Origin of the sequence: Streptomyces calvus (genome assembly GCF_006782915.1) — a bacterium.
GTDB classification, from domain to species: Bacteria; Actinomycetota; Actinomycetes; order Streptomycetales; family Streptomycetaceae; genus Streptomyces; species Streptomyces calvus.
Map to the genome: position 1 here is coordinate 138266 of NZ_VCNP01000040.1, position 13935 is coordinate 152200.

A 13935-nucleotide genomic window follows, 5' to 3' on the forward strand; every position below is an offset into this window, starting at 1 on the left:
TTCGCGGGGTTCTCCACAGCAATGGGGCGGTCATCCACATGGCCTGTGGATAACCAGATTGGCTGACGGTGCCGACGGGCCTACGGTGGTCCGGCGTCTGCTCCGTCCGCTCCCTTTCAAAATCGCCACATTTCCGGCGCGCGACAAACGGAGTCGGGCCTCTTTATTTGTCAGTGCCGTGCCGTAGAACAGAGGGCACGGCGAGGTCCGCTCGGCGGACGGGAGGAGGTGGCTCGGTGAGCATTTCCGAGCCCTTGGACGACCCGTGGGCCGACAGCGGCCCCAGTGATCGTCTGCCCGCCTCCCGCCGGCGCGAGGACCGGGGCCGGGGCCGCGACGAGCAGCACGACCGGGGCCCGGACAGTGGTGCCTGGGACGGTGGGGGCTCGGCGTTCGAGAGGGTGCCGCCGCAGGACCTCGAGGCCGAGCAGTCCGTTCTGGGCGGCATGCTGCTGTCCAAGGACGCCATCGCCGACGTGGTCGAGATCCTCAAGGGCCACGACTTCTACAAGCCGGCCCACGAGACCATCTACACGGCCATCCTCGACGTCTACGCCAAGGGCGAGCCGGCCGACCCCATCACCATCGCCGCCGAGCTGACCAAGCGCGGCGAGATCAACAAGGTCGGCGGGGCCTCCTACCTGCACAACCTCGTCCAGACGGTGCCCACGGCGGCCAATGCGGCGTACTACGCCGAGATCGTGCACGAGCGCGCGGTGCTGCGCCGGCTGGTCGAGGCGGGCACGCGCATCACGCAGATGGGATACGCGGCCGACGACGACGTCGACGAGATCGTCAACCGCGCGCAGGCCGAGATCTACGCGGTCACCGAGCAGCGCACCAGTGAGGACTACCTGCCGCTCGGCGACATCATGGAGGGCGCCCTCGACGAGATCGAGGCGATCGGGTCGCGCAGCGGCGAGATGACCGGGGTGCCCACGGGGTTCACCGACTTCGACTCGCTCACGAACGGCCTGCACCCGGGGCAGATGATCGTCATCGCCGCGCGTCCCGCGATGGGCAAGTCGACGCTCGCCCTGGACTTCGCGCGGGCCGCGTCCATCAAGAACAACCTGCCCAGCGTCATCTTCTCGCTGGAGATGGGGCGCAACGAGATCGCGATGCGTCTGCTGTCCGCCGAGGCCAGGGTCGCCCTGCACCACATGCGCTCGGGCACGATGACGGACGAGGACTGGACGCGTCTGGCCCGCCGGATGCCGGACGTCTCGGCGGCACCGCTCTACATCGACGACTCCCCGAACCTGTCGATGATGGAGATCCGCGCCAAGTGCCGCCGCCTGAAGCAGCGCAACGATCTCAAGCTGGTCGTCATCGACTACCTCCAGCTGATGCAGTCCGGCGGCTCCAAGCGCGCCGAGAGCCGACAGCAGGAGGTATCGGACATGTCCCGTAACCTCAAGCTGCTCGCCAAGGAACTGGAGATCCCGGTCATCGCGCTCTCCCAGCTCAACCGTGGCCCCGAACAGCGCACCGACAAGAAGCCGATGGTCTCCGACCTGCGTGAGTCCGGCTCCATCGAGCAGGACGCCGACATGGTCATCCTGCTGCACCGCGAGGACGCCTACGAGAAGGAGTCCCCGCGCGCCGGGGAGGCGGACCTGATCGTGGCGAAGCACCGAAACGGCCCCACGGCGACGATCACGGTCGCCTTCCAGGGCCACTACTCACGCTTCGTGGACATGGCCCAGACCTGACCCCGGCGGTTGCGCAGTGCCGGCCCGCCACTCGTCTTCGAGGATGCTGAACACGTCGGAGTCTCGCCAACCGTCCCGGATCAGCGCGGTGTGACGGTGACGTCCTTCTCGTGTCATGCCGAGCTTGCCGAGCACCCGTGCCGACCCGAGGTTCCGAGGGTCACAGGTGGCGTAGATGCGGTGAAGCCCGAGATCCTTGAACCCGCGCGCCAGTAGTTCCGTGCCGATGGCCGTTCCCACGCCCTGTCCCCAGACCTCGGGATGCACCGCATAGGTGATCTCTCCCTGACGTTGTCCTCGGTTCCGGACGTGAAGCTCCCCCATGCCGACCGTGTCGCCATCGACACGCGCTACAAAGGCGAACCGCTGTTGAGGTGTGTGGGACCAGGCCTCGACCGCAGTTGCCACGAACGCGCGCGTCTGCTCTTCGGTGTTCGGTCCCCAGGTCTGGTAGCGGCAGACCTGGGCCAGGGAAGCCCAGGAGTGGACAGCTCGCCAGTCTGCGAGCTCGATCCTGCTCAAGTGCACCGAGGGTCGAGCCACAGACCGATCTTGCCAGACACGGTCACACCGACCTACCGGTGCGGAACAGGCACTTGAAGAACATGACAAACGCTGCGGGATTCCAGCAACGACCGCTTCTGGGGCGGCACATGAAACCGTAGGTCACAAAGCTGACGCTGAATCAGATGGAGAGCCTCCAGGCGGTTGCCGGGATCGGCGGTGGCCGCGGAATCGAGTGCGCCGGCACGGGACGTGCTGGACTGAGGGCATGACGACACCTCAGGAAAAACTGCTGCCGGCGACGCGGCGTGCGTTGCTGCACCGGATCGCCGTCGCCCAGGCCGAAGGACGGGCGCCGTCGCTCGTCGCGGCCGTGGTGCGGGACGGGCGGACCGTGTGGACGGGCGCGCGGACCTGCGTGGAGGGGCATGCCCCGGACGAGGACGTGCAGTACCGGATCGGGTCGATCACGAAGACGTTCACCGCCGTGCTGGTGCTTCGGCTGCGCGACGAGGGGGTCCTCGCGCTCTCCGACCCGTTGGAGAAGCACCTGCCGGGCACCGGGGTCGGCGAGGCGACCGTCGCCGAACTGCTCGCGCACAGCGGCGGGCTGGCCGCCGAAACGCCCGGCCCCTGGTGGGAACGGACCCCGGGATCACTGCGGCCCGAGTTGTCCGACGTGCTGGGCGAGCGGCCCCTGGTGCATCCCGCGGGCCGGCGGTTCCACTACTCGAACCCCGGATACGCGTTGCTCGGCGCCCTGGTCGAGAAGCTCCGGAGCGCTCCGTGGGAGGACGTCCTTCGGCGGGACGTGCTCGAACCTCTGTATCTGCGCCGCACGAGCGTGCGTCCTCAGGCGCCGCATGCGGGTGGCTGGGCGGTGCATCCCTGGGCCGATGTGATGATGCCCGAGCCCCTGGAGGACCTCGGGCGGATGGCGCCGGCCGGACAGCTCTGGTCCACGGCAGGTGATTTGGCGCGCTTCGCCGCCTTCCTGGTGCAGGGGGACGAGCGGGTGCTGAGTGCGGAGTCGTTGCGGGAGATGCGGACGCCCGCGGCGCCGGTGGAGGCGGCGGACGTGGCGAGTGGCTATGCGTACGGCCTGGGTATGGAGCTGCGTCATCAGGACGGCCGTGCTCTGGTCGGGCACACCGGGTCCCTGCCGGGGTTCCTCGCCTGCCTCACGATCGGGCTGAGCGACGACGTGAGTGCCGTGGTGCTGGCCAACTGCACCTCCGGTCCCGCTCCGTTCACGGTCGCCGCCGACCTCGTCCGTATCGTCGCCGAGGCGGAACCGCGTGTACCGGCGCCCTGGCGGCCGCTGCGGGAGGCCGATCCCGCGGTGCTGGAGCTGGTGGGGCAGTGGTACTGGGGAACGTACGCCTTCGCTCTGCGGTTCTCCGCCGACGGGCTCCTCTCGCTGGAGCCACTGTCCGGCAACGGCCGCCGCTCGCGGTTCCGTGCGGCAGGAGAGGGCGTCTGGGTGGGGCTGGAGGGTTATTACGCCGGGGAGTTCCTGAAGCCCGTACGGCGGCCGGACGGGACGGTGAGCCACCTCGACCTGGGCTCGTTCGTGTTCACGCGCCAGCCGTACGACCAGGAGGCGCCGGTGCCGGGCGGAGTGGATCCCGAGGGGTGGCGGGGGATCGGCTGACCTGGGGGAGCCGGAGCTGAGTGGGGCGGTGTTTCACGTGAAACACCGCCCCACTCCCGTTGTCACAGCGCCAGCTTGAAGCCGACGTGGGAGGCGGTGAAGCCGAGCCGCTCGTAGAAACGGTGGGCGTCGGTGCGGGAGTTGTCGGAGGTCAGCTGAACCAGTTGGCAGCCCTCGTGGCGGGAGGTGTCGATCGCCCACTGGATGAGCCGGCTTCCCAGGCCGCTGCCGCGCTCGTCCGCGTGGATGCGGACCCCTTCGATGATCGACCTCGTGGAGCCGCGGCGGGACAGCCCGGGAATGATCGTGAGCTGCAGGGTGCCGACCACGCGGCCTTCGCGGACGGCGACGACGAGGTGCTGGTTGGGGTCGGCGCTGAGCCGCTCCAGCGCGGTCAGATAGGGACTGAGGTCGTCCGGCGACTCGCGCTGCGCACCCAGCGGGTCGTCCGCGAGCATGGCGACGATCGCGGGGATGTCCTCGGCGCGGGCGCCGCGTACTTCAAGATCTCCCATGCCCGCACCCTACGCAGGAGCGAGCGACCCCCGCGACCCTTGACGGCGTGACCACGCGCTACGCGGACACGGGCGCATTCAGCGTCTCCACGGCCCGGACGAGCGGGGCAAGCTCCGGGTTCTTCGCCGCCTCGTCGAGGGCTTCGCGCAGGGCGGTGTCGTTCGTCGGCCGCGCCTGTTCCAGGAGTTCGAGGCCGTCCTCGGTGACGTTGGTGTAGATGCCGCGCCGGTCGGTGGGGCAGAGGTAGCGCTCCAGCAGGCCGCGGTCCTCGAGCCGGGTGACCAGACGGGTGGTGGCGCTCTGACTCAGCACGACGGCATCGGCGACCTGCTTCATCTGCAGATGTCCCCCGTCGCCGTCGTGCTGTCGGCTTAGTACGTCGAGCAGGTAGTACTCCCGCACGCTCAGGTCGTGCCGGGCCTGAAGGGCGCGCTCGATATGGGCCTCGATCCTCCCGTGCAGCAGGGAGAGTGCGCACCAGCCCTGAGCGAGGGCGGTGAGCGCGGGGTCCGTGGCGGTCATGGGCGTTTCCTCCGTCCAGGAGCTGCTGACACCAGGGTAGACCAAGAGCGCAATAGACGGCGCTTGCAAGTATCCCGCGTCTGCAATTATTGTGATGACTCGCAAAGCGCTCCTGCAATCGTCTGGGAAGGTCTCTCCCCCATGCCTCTCGCGCTTCTGGCCCTCGCGATCGGGGCCTTCGGGATCGGAACCACAGAGTTCGTGATCATGGGCTTGCTGCCCGAGGTCGCGGGCGACTTCGGCGTCTCCATCCCCACGGCCGGCTACCTGGTGACCGGCTACGCACTGGGCGTCATGTTCGGCGCCCCGCTGATGACCGTGCTCGGCACCAGGATCTCCCGCAAGCGGATGCTGATGCTGCTGATGGGACTGTTCATCGCCGGCAACCTGCTCTCGGCGCTGGCCCCGTCCTTCGGCGTCATGCTGACCGGCCGCGTGGTCGCCTCCCTGGCCCACGGCGCCTTCTTCGGCATCGGCTCCGTGGTCGCGGCCGACCTGGTCGCTCCGGACAAGCGGGCCGGGGCCATCGCCTCGATGTTCACCGGTCTGACCGTCGCCAACGTCGTCGGCGTTCCGCTGGGCACGCTCGTCGGCCAGTCCGTCGGCTGGCGCGTCACCTTCGGCATCGTGGCCGCCCTGGGCGTCGTCGGCCTGGCCGGCATCGCCAGGCTCGTCCCCGACATGCCCAAGCCCGAAGGCGTACGCCTGCGCCACGAACTGGCCGCGCTCAAGAACGTCCAGGTGCTGCTCGCCATGGCGATGACCGTGCTGGGCTTCGGCGGTGTCTTCGCCGCCATCACCTACATCGCGCCGATGATGACGCATGTCGCCGGGTTCGCCGACGGTTCCGTCACCTGGCTGCTGGTGCTCTTCGGTCTCGGCATGGTCGGCGGCAACATCGTCGGCGGCCGCTATGCGGACCGCGCCCTGATGCCCATGCTCTACGTGTCACTGGGCGCCCTCGCTGTCGTCCTCGCCCTCTTCACCCTGACCGCCCACGACAAGATCGCCGCCGCCGTGACCATCGCCCTCATCGGGGCGCTGGGCTTCGCCACGGTGCCGCCGTTGCAGAAGCGCGTCCTCGACCAGGCGCACGGCGCCCCCACCCTGGCCTCGGCGCTCAACATCGGCGCCTTCAACCTCGGCAACGCGCTGTCCGCCTGGCTCGGCGGCCTCGTGATCGCGGCCGGCTTCGGCTACACCGCCCCGAACTGGGTCGGTGCCGTCCTCGCCGCGGCCGCCCTGCTGCTGGCCTTCGTCTCGGCCGCTCTCGAGCGCCGCTCCGACACGCCCGCCACCGTGGCCGCCGGCTCGGTGCCCGCCGAACCGCGCACCGCCGTCACCCACTGACCCGGGGCACCGGCCGCGGCGGGGCCAGGGCCGTCCCCGCTTCGGCCGATCCTCACAGCACCTTCGACATCGCCGGTAACAGGCATCTCTCATCACCCAAGGAGAACCACCTCATGAGCACCACCGCCGTCGCCCCGCTGACCACCGCGGACGCAGAGGCGCTCGTCACCGCCGCACGCCGGGCCGCCGAAGCGGCCGGTGTCACGGTGAGCATCACCGTCCTCGACGCCGGAGGGCATCTGCTCGCCTTCCGCCGGGACGACCGCGCCGTGCTGATCTCCGGGGAGACCAGCACCCGCAAGGCGTACACCGCTCTCCAGCTCGACGCGCCCACCGCCGACCTCGTGGAGGCCGTGCAGCCCGGCGGCCCCTTCCACACCCTGCCGACCGCACTGGACCGGCCCCTGCTGTTCATCGCGGGAGGCGTGCCGGTCCGCCGGGACGGCCGGCTGATCGGTGCGATCGGTGTCGGCGGCGGCGCACCGGAGCAGGACCACGCCTTCGCCACGACTGCCGTGGAGTCCCTCGTCTGACGACGCCGGAACCCACCGGAAGCGGCCGGACACACCGCGACGCCGGTCCCGAGCCCTCGGGACCGGCGTCGTCGTGTCCGCGCGGGTCAGCCGGCCGCGACCGTCAGCGGCGCGAACCGCCGGGTCCAGTCCCCGGGCAGCTCCGTGATGCCGTAGGTCATGACGGAGTTGAACGCGACGGACGCCAGACCGTGCTCCTTGGCCCAGCCCAGCAGCTCCTCGTGCCGCACGTCGATGTCGGTGCGCAGCGGCCGGTCGGTGCCGACGGCGAGGGAGGCGACGAGCGCCTTCGCCGTGTCGGTGTCCCGCGCGATCAGCGGGCCCACGACATGGGTGTCCATATTGGGCCAGGCGGCCGCGTAGCCGATGAGCCGCCCGCCCTCCTCGGCGACGCGCAACCGGTCGGCGAAGGCGGGCAGCCGGGTGATCATGTGCGTGCGGTCGGCCCCGAACACCTCCTCGTCGAGCCGGAGGAGGGTCGGGAGGTCCTCGGCGGTCGCGGCACGGGTGGCGACCCGCTCCGGGGCGCCCGTGGGCACGAAGTGACCGCGCAGCATCTCGGCCCGGCCGGTGACCTTGAACCCCAGCTCCTCGTAGAGCGGCCGGCCGTAGGAGGTCGCGTGCAGGGTCAGGGGCGTGGTGCCCGCGGCCGAGACGATGTGACGCATCAGGCGGCGCCCCACGCCCCGGCGCGCATGCCGTTCGGCGACCAGGACCATGCCGACGGCCGCCAACGCCGGCCGCTCGTGCAGCCCGTACTCGGTGACGACGCAGGCGGCCACCAGACCGCCGTCGGGGTCGTCGATGCCGTAGCCCTTCCCGGCCGCGAGGAGGAGGCTCCACTTGTGTTCCTCCCGTGGCCACCCCCGGTCCTCGGACAAGTCGGCGCAGGCGGTGAGATCGCGGAGCGTCAGACGGCGGATGGGCAGAGCGGCAAGGGAAGGAGTCGGCACGCAGGTCAGGCTGTCCGACGGGAGGCTTCGGCGTCCACCCGTTTCGGAAGACTCGTGCGACCTTTTGGCCATGCCGCAGGCGGCAGCGGAATCCGCGCCCGGTCGGAAGTCAGCCCAGGTCGGGCGCGTGCATGGCGCGTACGCCCTCGATGTTGCCGTCCAGGTAGTGCCGCAGCGACAGCGGCACCAGGTGGACGGAGGCGATCCCGACGCGGGTGAACGGTACGCGGACGATCTCGTACTCGCCGACGGGTTCGTCGATCTCCGGGCCGTGCCGCAGCGACGGGTCCATGGATTCCAGGCGGCAGACGAAGAAGTGCTGAACCTTCACACCGGTGGCGCCACCGTCGTCACCGATGTGCTCCACGGTGTCGACGAAACAGGGCACCACATCGGTGATCTTGGCGCCGAGCTCCTCGTACACCTCGCGGTGCAGGGCGTCGACGACGGTCGGGTCCTTGGGCTCGACCCCGCCGCCGGGAGTGACCCAGTACGGATCCACACCGGGCTTGGTGCGCTTGATCAGGATCAGGTTCTCACCGTCCAGCAGAACGGCTCGGGCGGTGCGCTTGACCACGGGTCGGACGGTCATGGGGGGAATGTGGCCCGCTTGGTTCCACGTGAAACATCGCGCGGCCCGAACCCTGGCCTTCCGGCGGGAGCGCACACGGCTGCGCCTCAGCTCCAGTCGGCGGCCGCCCGCTCCAGCCACTCATGGGCCCGTGCGATGTGCGGCATCGCCAGCGTGCCGGTGCGCACCACCAGGAAGTACGTGCGCAACGGGGGCACCGGCGGTTCGTGCAGGGCGACCACGTCACCCCGCGCCAGGGCGCCCGTGCACAGATAGCGGGGCAGAACGGCCAGCCCGGCACCCGCGGTCGCGCAGGCCAGCACCGCACGCAGATCGGGAACGACGACGGTACCCGGGGCGACCGGGCGGGAGTCGAAGACGGAGGCCCAGTAGCGGGCGACGAGCGGCAGCGACTCGTGCACCTCGATCACCGGTACGTCTTCCAGGACGGACGGGCCGGAGCGGCGCAGTGCGCCGGGGCCGATCCGCTCGGCCCAGTGCGGGGCGGCGACCAGCACGTGTTCCTCGTCGCAGAGCGCAGTCGCCGAGAGCAGGGCGCCGCGCGGCCGGACCGTGCTGATGGCCAGATCGTGATGCCCGGCGGCCAGTCCTTCCAGGGTCTCCTCGGCGGTGCCGAAGGAGGCGCGCAGCGCGAAGGGCTGGCCGTCCTCACCGGTCAGCTCCGTGAGCGCGGGCAACGCCCGCTCGGCCGTGAACTCGGGAGGCCCGGCCAGGTGCAGGGTCCGTAACGCGGAGTCCTCCTCCAGACCGGACTCGGCGATCTCCACCAGCGCGTCGAGATGCGGCGCCGCCTTGTGGGCGAGCTCGTCGCCAATGGTCGTGGGTGTCACCCCGCGCGCCTGGCGCAGGAACAGGGGCCGCCCCAGCTGCCGTTCCAGCGTCCGTATCTGCGAGGTGACGGCCGGCTGGGAGAGGCCGAGCAGGGCGGCGGCGCGGGTGAAGGAGCCGGCCCGGTGCACGGTCACGAAAGTCCGCAGCAAGGCCAGATCCACGGCACACCCTCCCCAGTCAGCCCCCGCTGCCGGCCCGGACGTGCCCAACTATAAATAAGTCGATAGGTCGCTGTCGCTCCTGTGATTGGACACTGACACTGAGTCAACTAGCCTTCTTGAAGCGGTTCTTCGCGCGGAACCGAGGACGGTCCGAGCCACGAGGGGGGAGGCTCGGACCGTCCGCAAGGGTGCGCCGCCCGACCGGCCCGCCTTCGGCCGCCCGACCGGCCCGCCTTCGGCCGCCCGACCGGGCCGCCGGTCAGACGGCCGACTCGTCCAGGGCGCGCAGCACGTCCGCCACCAGGTCCTCGGGGTCCTCGGCGCCCACGGAGAACCGGATGAAGCCCTCCGGCACCGCGTCACCACCCCAGCGGCCGCGCCGCTCCGCCGTGGACCGCACGCCACCGAAGCTCGTCGCGTCGTCCACCAGCCGCAGCGCGCCGAGGAACCGGTCCGCGCGTTCCCGCGAGGGCAGCGTGAACGACACCACGCACCCGAAGCCCCGCATCTGCTGCGAGGCGATCGTGTGCGAAGGGTCGTCGGACAGCCCCGGATAGCGCAGCCCCGTCACCTCGGACCGTTCCCGCAGGGCCCGGGCCAGCGTCAGCGCGGTGGCGTTCTGCCGGTCGACCCGCAGCTGGAGCGTGGCGATGGAGCGGTGGGCCAGCCAGGCCTCCATGGGCCCGGGGATGGCGCCGACGATCTTGCGCCAGCGGCGGACGGCGGCCATGGCCTCGGCGTCGCGGCCGACGACGTAGCCCAGGAGCACGTCGCCGTGTCCGGTGAGCTGCTTGGTGCCGCTGGCCACCGCGAAGTCGGCGCCGAGCTCCAGCGGGCGCTGGCCGAGCGGTGTCGCGAGGGTGTTGTCGACGGCGACCAGGGCGCCGCGCGCGTGTGCCGCCTCGGCGAGCCGCCGCACGTCGCACACGTCGAGCCCCGGGTTCGAAGGCGTCTCGATCCACAGCAGCTTCGCGCCGTCGAGCACCTCGAGCTGGGCGTCGCCGCCCGTCGGCGCGGTGCGCACCTCGATGCCGTACGTCTCCAGCTGGGCGCGGACCAGGGGCAGTGCCTGGTAGCCGTCGTCCGGCAGGACGACCGCGTCCCCGGCGCGCAGCTGGGAGAAGAGCACCGAGGAGATCGCGGCCATGCCCGAGGCGAACACCAGGGTCTCGACGCCGTCCTGCCCGGGCGCCTCCAGCTCGCCGACGGCCCGCTCCAGCAGCGTCCAGGTCGGGTTCTCGTCCCGCCCGTAGGTGTACGGGCCGGTGGGGTCGCCCGGCAGATGGAAGTGCGCCGCGAACACCGGGCCGGGCAGGGTCGGCTCGTGCTTGACCGGTTCGGGCAGCCCGGCCCGCACCGCGCGGGTGCCGTCACCGGCCCCGTCGGGGAGCGCCGGCCCGTGGCCCGTGTCCGTCGTCGATTCGTTCATGCCGCCTGTCCTTCCACCTGCTCGCGTACCGCGGCGAGCAGCCCGGTGCTCGCCGCCTCCACCATCTCAAGGCACTCGTCGAAGCCGTCGGCGCCCCCGTAGTACGGGTCCGGCACGTCGAGGTCGTCGCCGGCGGCGGGGTCGTACGACCGCAGCAGCCGCACCTTGTCCGCGTCCTGCTCCGTCGGGGCCATGCGGCGCAGTGCCCTGAGGTGGCCGGAGTCGAGCGCGACGACGAGATCGAGGCGGGCGAACCAGGACGGGTCGAACTGCCGGGCCGTGTGTCCCGCCTCGTAGCCGTTCTCCCGCAGCACGGTCTCCGTGCGCGGGTCGGCGCCCTCGCCCTCGTGCCAGCCGCCCGTGCCGGCGCTGTCCACCTCGACCAGGCCGGCGAGTCCGGCCTCCGCCACCCGCGCGCGGAAGACGATCTCGGCCATCGGTGAGCGGCAGATGTTGCCGGTGCAGACGAAGCAGACGCGGTAGGTCATCGCGCTCAGTCCTTGTCGGGCAGGACGACGTTGAGCGCCCACGAGACGACGGAGATGATCAGGCCGCCGAGTACGGCCGTCCAGAAGCCCTCCACGTGGAAGCTGAGGTCGAGCCGGTCGGCGAGCCAGGAGGTGAGCAGCAGCATCAGCGCGTTCACGACCAGGGTGAACAGGCCGAGCGTGAGGACGAGCAGGGGCAGGCTGAGCAGCTTCACGACCGGCTTCACCACGAAGTTCACCAGGCCGAAGAGCAGCGCGACGAGGAGCAGGGTGCCGACCTTCTTGCCCGTGCCGTCACCGGTCAGGGTGATCTTGTCGAGCAGCCACACGGCGACGGCGAGGGCGCCGGCGTTGGCGATCGTCTTGACTAGGAAATTCATCATGTGTCTGATCGTGGCAGACACGATCGGGCTTGAGCAGTGAGGCAGGGGCGGGACAAGACGATGAAGGCATTCCGGCTGGACGAACTGGAGGCGGAACGCGCCGCCAACGACGGGGCGTACCTCCAGTTCCTGCGCGAGCGGAACATGTCGGTCGGCCTCTATGCCCTGAACGCGGGGGAGCAGGACCCGCAGCAGCCACACCACCAGGACGAGGTGTACTTCGTCGTCAGCGGCCGCGCGGCGATCACCGTGGGCATGGAGACGACCCAGGTGGCGCGCGGCAGCGTCGTGTACGTACCGGCCGGCGTGGCGCACAAGTTCCACCACATCAGCGAGGACCTGCGGGTTCTGGTGGTGTTCTCTCCCCCCGAGAGCTGAGCCGAGGCCTCGGGGTTCCCTCAGGGTCCGGATCAGGGGAGGACGGGGGATCGCGGGCCTCCACGGGGCCGTCTGCCGCCCTAGCATCGAGTGCGGGACATCATCGACACGACCCGGCACCCGGCGGGCGGAGAGGTAGGGACGAGGGCGATGCGAGAGATCTTCGCGGGACTGCCGTGGTGGGTGAAGTGGATCGCGGTGCCGGTCATCGCCCTCGTCGTGTTCGGCGGGCTGATAGCGAACGTGGTCGGCTTCGTGATCGGAGTGCTCTTCAAGGTGCTGCTCTTCGTGGCGCTGGTCGGCGGACTGATCTACGTCGTACGGAAGTTCACCTCCAGCTCCTCCTCGCGCAGCGACTGGTGAGGCCGACGGGGACCGGTGGGGCGGTAACAGGAATCACCGGTTCCCTCGGGCGGGGGAAGTTTCTCCCGCGGGCCGTCTGCGTGCGGTGACAGCCCGTTAGAGTCCGGAACTCGACGCGGGGACGGTCCCCGCGAGCGGCGACCCCCACCCGTGCTCCGCACGGGCTGCCCCCTCGCGCTACGGGAGTGACCCTTGGCCACGACTGGCACCGCCTCCGCACCTCTGACCGCGGTCCCTGAACAGCCCCACTCGCCGGCGCCCCCCGAACCCGCCCCCTCCGGGACCCTCATCAGCTCCGTGCAGCGCGCCGTGCGCCTGCTGGAGACGGTCGCCGGGCACGGAGCCGGGGCCCCCGCCAAGCAGCTGGCCCGCGAGACCGGGCTGGCGCTGCCCACCACGTACCACCTGCTGGGCACCCTGGTGCACGAGGGCTATCTGCGGCGGGACAAGGGGCTGTTCTTCCTGGGGGAGGCGGCGGAGCGGCTGAGCAGCAGCGGAGCCCAGCAGAAACGTCGCATCACGGTGGCCGACACCCTCGCCCGCTGGCGGGACGCGATCGGCGGCCCCGTGTACTACGCGGTGTACCGCGACGGCGAGATCGAGCTCGTCTGCGTCGCCGACACCCCCGGCCACCCCGCGGTCGCCGAGTGGGCCGACTTCCGGGAGACCGGCCACGCCCACGCCATCGGGCAGTGCCTGCTCTCCCAGCTCGATGAGGACGCCCGCCGGGACCACCTCCACCGCTATCCCGTGCGGCCGGTCACGCCGTACACCGTGCGCGACGAGCACAGCCTGCTGCGGCGACTGGAACGGCTGCGGCGCATGGAGCCGGTGATCGAACGTCAGGAGTACGTCCTGGGCGCGGTGTGCGCGGCGATCCCGGTCACCATCGGCACCACGGCCGCCACGGTGGCCGTCTCGCTGCCCGCACATCAGGCCGACCGGCTCCTCCCGGCGGCACGGCGGCTGCAGGCGGAGATGAGCCGCCTGGTGGGGTCGCTCACGCTGTCTATCAGTATCTGAAAACTCACTCCTTGTGATCTGCTGTGTACGTTCAGCAAGATTCCATCTAATGTCAGGGTCCATGCCCGGCCAGTCCGCGGCGAATGACGGGGTAGGCGATGCGCGAATCCGTACAGGCAGAGGTCATGATGAGCTTTCTCGTGTCGGAGGAGCTGTCCTTCCGCATCCCGGTGGAGCTGCGCTACGACACCTGTGATCCCTACGCCGTGCGGCTGACCTTCCACTTGCCCGGGGACGCCCCCGTGACCTGGGCGTTCGGCCGTGAGCTGCTGATCGACGGCGTCGGCCGGCCCTGCGGCGAGGGCGACGTCCGTGTCGCGCCGGTCGACCCGGACTCCCTCGGCGAGGTGCTGATCCGGCTTCAGGTCGGCAGTGACCAGGCGCTGTTCCGCTCGTCGACCGCGCCTCTGGTGGCCTTCCTCGACCGCACGGACAAGCTGGTGCCGCTCGGCCAGGAGGGGGCGCTCGCCGACTTCGACGCCCACCTCGACGACGCCCTGGACCGGATCCTGGCGGAGCAGAGCGCCGGCTGAAGCGTTA

17 protein-coding genes are annotated in these 13935 nt (G+C 70.6%); 8 read left to right on the forward strand and 9 right to left on the reverse strand.

Going from position 1 to position 13935, the window contains the following annotated elements:
- The first annotated feature begins 236 nt into the window (after window positions 1-236).
- Window positions 237-1715 (forward strand): replicative DNA helicase, encoded by a 1479-nt coding sequence (gene dnaB, locus FGW31_RS17330; protein ID WP_142194335.1) that lies wholly within the window; start codon window positions 237-239, stop codon window positions 1713-1715.
- On the opposite strand, the gene FGW31_RS17335 is transcribed toward dnaB, so the two are convergent.
- On the reverse strand, window positions 1686-2243 hold the full coding sequence (locus FGW31_RS17335; protein ID WP_233452512.1) for a GNAT family N-acetyltransferase: 558 nt from the start codon (window positions 2241-2243) through the stop codon (window positions 1686-1688). The two genes, dnaB and FGW31_RS17335, sit on opposite strands and share 30 nt — an antisense overlap.
- A 244-nt stretch (window positions 2244-2487) precedes the next feature.
- On the opposite strand from FGW31_RS17335, the gene FGW31_RS17340 reads away from it, so the two are divergent.
- Complete coding sequence (locus FGW31_RS17340; protein WP_142194337.1) at window positions 2488-3873, forward strand: serine hydrolase domain-containing protein; 1386 nt, start codon at window positions 2488-2490, stop codon at window positions 3871-3873.
- 62 nt (window positions 3874-3935) lie between these two features.
- Here FGW31_RS17340 and FGW31_RS17345 read toward each other — a convergent pair whose 3' ends face one another.
- Window positions 3936-4388, reverse strand: coding sequence for a GNAT family N-acetyltransferase (locus tag FGW31_RS17345; RefSeq protein ID WP_142194338.1), 453 nt, complete (start codon window positions 4386-4388; stop codon window positions 3936-3938).
- A 58-nt stretch (window positions 4389-4446) separates the two neighbouring features.
- Window positions 4447-4911, reverse strand: a complete 465-nt coding sequence (locus tag FGW31_RS17350; RefSeq protein ID WP_142194339.1) for a MarR family winged helix-turn-helix transcriptional regulator — start codon at window positions 4909-4911, stop codon at window positions 4447-4449.
- 141 nt (window positions 4912-5052) lie between these two features.
- On the opposite strand from FGW31_RS17350, the gene FGW31_RS17355 reads away from it, so the two are divergent.
- Together FGW31_RS17355 and FGW31_RS17360 are read left to right on the forward strand one after the other, a co-directional pair.
- Window positions 5053-6261 (forward strand): MFS transporter, encoded by a 1209-nt coding sequence (locus FGW31_RS17355; RefSeq protein ID WP_142194340.1) that lies wholly within the window; start codon window positions 5053-5055, stop codon window positions 6259-6261.
- Window positions 6262-6374: 113 nt separating this feature from the next.
- Window positions 6375-6794, forward strand: coding sequence for a GlcG/HbpS family heme-binding protein (locus tag FGW31_RS17360; RefSeq protein WP_142194341.1), 420 nt, complete (start codon window positions 6375-6377; stop codon window positions 6792-6794).
- 86 nt (window positions 6795-6880) lie between these two features.
- Here the strand turns inward: FGW31_RS17360 and FGW31_RS17365 are convergent, their stop codons facing one another.
- From FGW31_RS17365 to FGW31_RS17390, 6 genes are all read right to left on the reverse strand, one after another.
- Window positions 6881-7747 (reverse strand): GNAT family N-acetyltransferase, encoded by an 867-nt coding sequence (locus FGW31_RS17365; protein WP_142194342.1) that lies wholly within the window; start codon window positions 7745-7747, stop codon window positions 6881-6883.
- A 109-nt stretch (window positions 7748-7856) separates the two neighbouring features.
- Complete coding sequence (locus tag FGW31_RS17370) at window positions 7857-8339, reverse strand: NUDIX domain-containing protein (RefSeq protein WP_142194343.1); 483 nt, start codon at window positions 8337-8339, stop codon at window positions 7857-7859.
- 86 nt (window positions 8340-8425) lie between these two features.
- Entirely contained in the window at window positions 8426-9331 is a 906-nt protein-coding gene (locus FGW31_RS17375; protein ID WP_142194344.1) for a LysR family transcriptional regulator, read from the reverse strand.
- A gap of 259 nt (window positions 9332-9590) precedes the next feature.
- Window positions 9591-10760, reverse strand: a complete 1170-nt coding sequence (locus tag FGW31_RS17380; protein WP_142194345.1) for a cystathionine gamma-lyase — start codon at window positions 10758-10760, stop codon at window positions 9591-9593.
- Window positions 10757-11248, reverse strand: coding sequence for a low molecular weight protein-tyrosine-phosphatase (locus FGW31_RS17385; protein ID WP_142194346.1), 492 nt, complete (start codon window positions 11246-11248; stop codon window positions 10757-10759). The genes FGW31_RS17380 and FGW31_RS17385 overlap by 4 nt, the downstream gene beginning before the upstream one ends.
- Before the next feature lie 5 nt (window positions 11249-11253).
- Window positions 11254-11631 carry a phage holin family protein gene (locus FGW31_RS17390; protein WP_142194347.1) on the reverse strand — a complete coding sequence of 126 codons (378 nt, stop codon included), beginning with the start codon at window positions 11629-11631 and terminating at the stop codon, window positions 11254-11256.
- Window positions 11632-11691: 60 nt separating this feature from the next.
- Between FGW31_RS17390 and FGW31_RS17395 the strand changes: the two genes are divergently transcribed.
- From FGW31_RS17395 to FGW31_RS17410, 4 genes are all read left to right on the forward strand, one after another.
- A complete protein-coding gene (locus FGW31_RS17395) occupies window positions 11692-12009 on the forward strand; it encodes a cupin domain-containing protein (RefSeq protein ID WP_142194348.1) in 318 nt (105 codons plus the stop codon).
- A 150-nt stretch (window positions 12010-12159) separates the two neighbouring features.
- The gene (locus tag FGW31_RS17400; RefSeq protein ID WP_142194349.1) at window positions 12160-12372 is read left to right on the forward strand and encodes a DUF5326 family protein; all 213 of its coding nucleotides are present in this window, start codon (window positions 12160-12162) and stop codon (window positions 12370-12372) included.
- A gap of 297 nt (window positions 12373-12669) precedes the next feature.
- Window positions 12670-13395: an IclR family transcriptional regulator gene (locus FGW31_RS17405; RefSeq protein ID WP_142194350.1), complete on the forward strand. Its 726-nt coding sequence runs from the start codon at window positions 12670-12672 to the stop codon at window positions 13393-13395.
- A 98-nt stretch (window positions 13396-13493) separates the two neighbouring features.
- Entirely contained in the window at window positions 13494-13928 is a 435-nt protein-coding gene (locus tag FGW31_RS17410) for an SsgA family sporulation/cell division regulator (protein WP_142194351.1), read from the forward strand.
- Window positions 13929-13935: the final 7 nt, after the last annotated feature.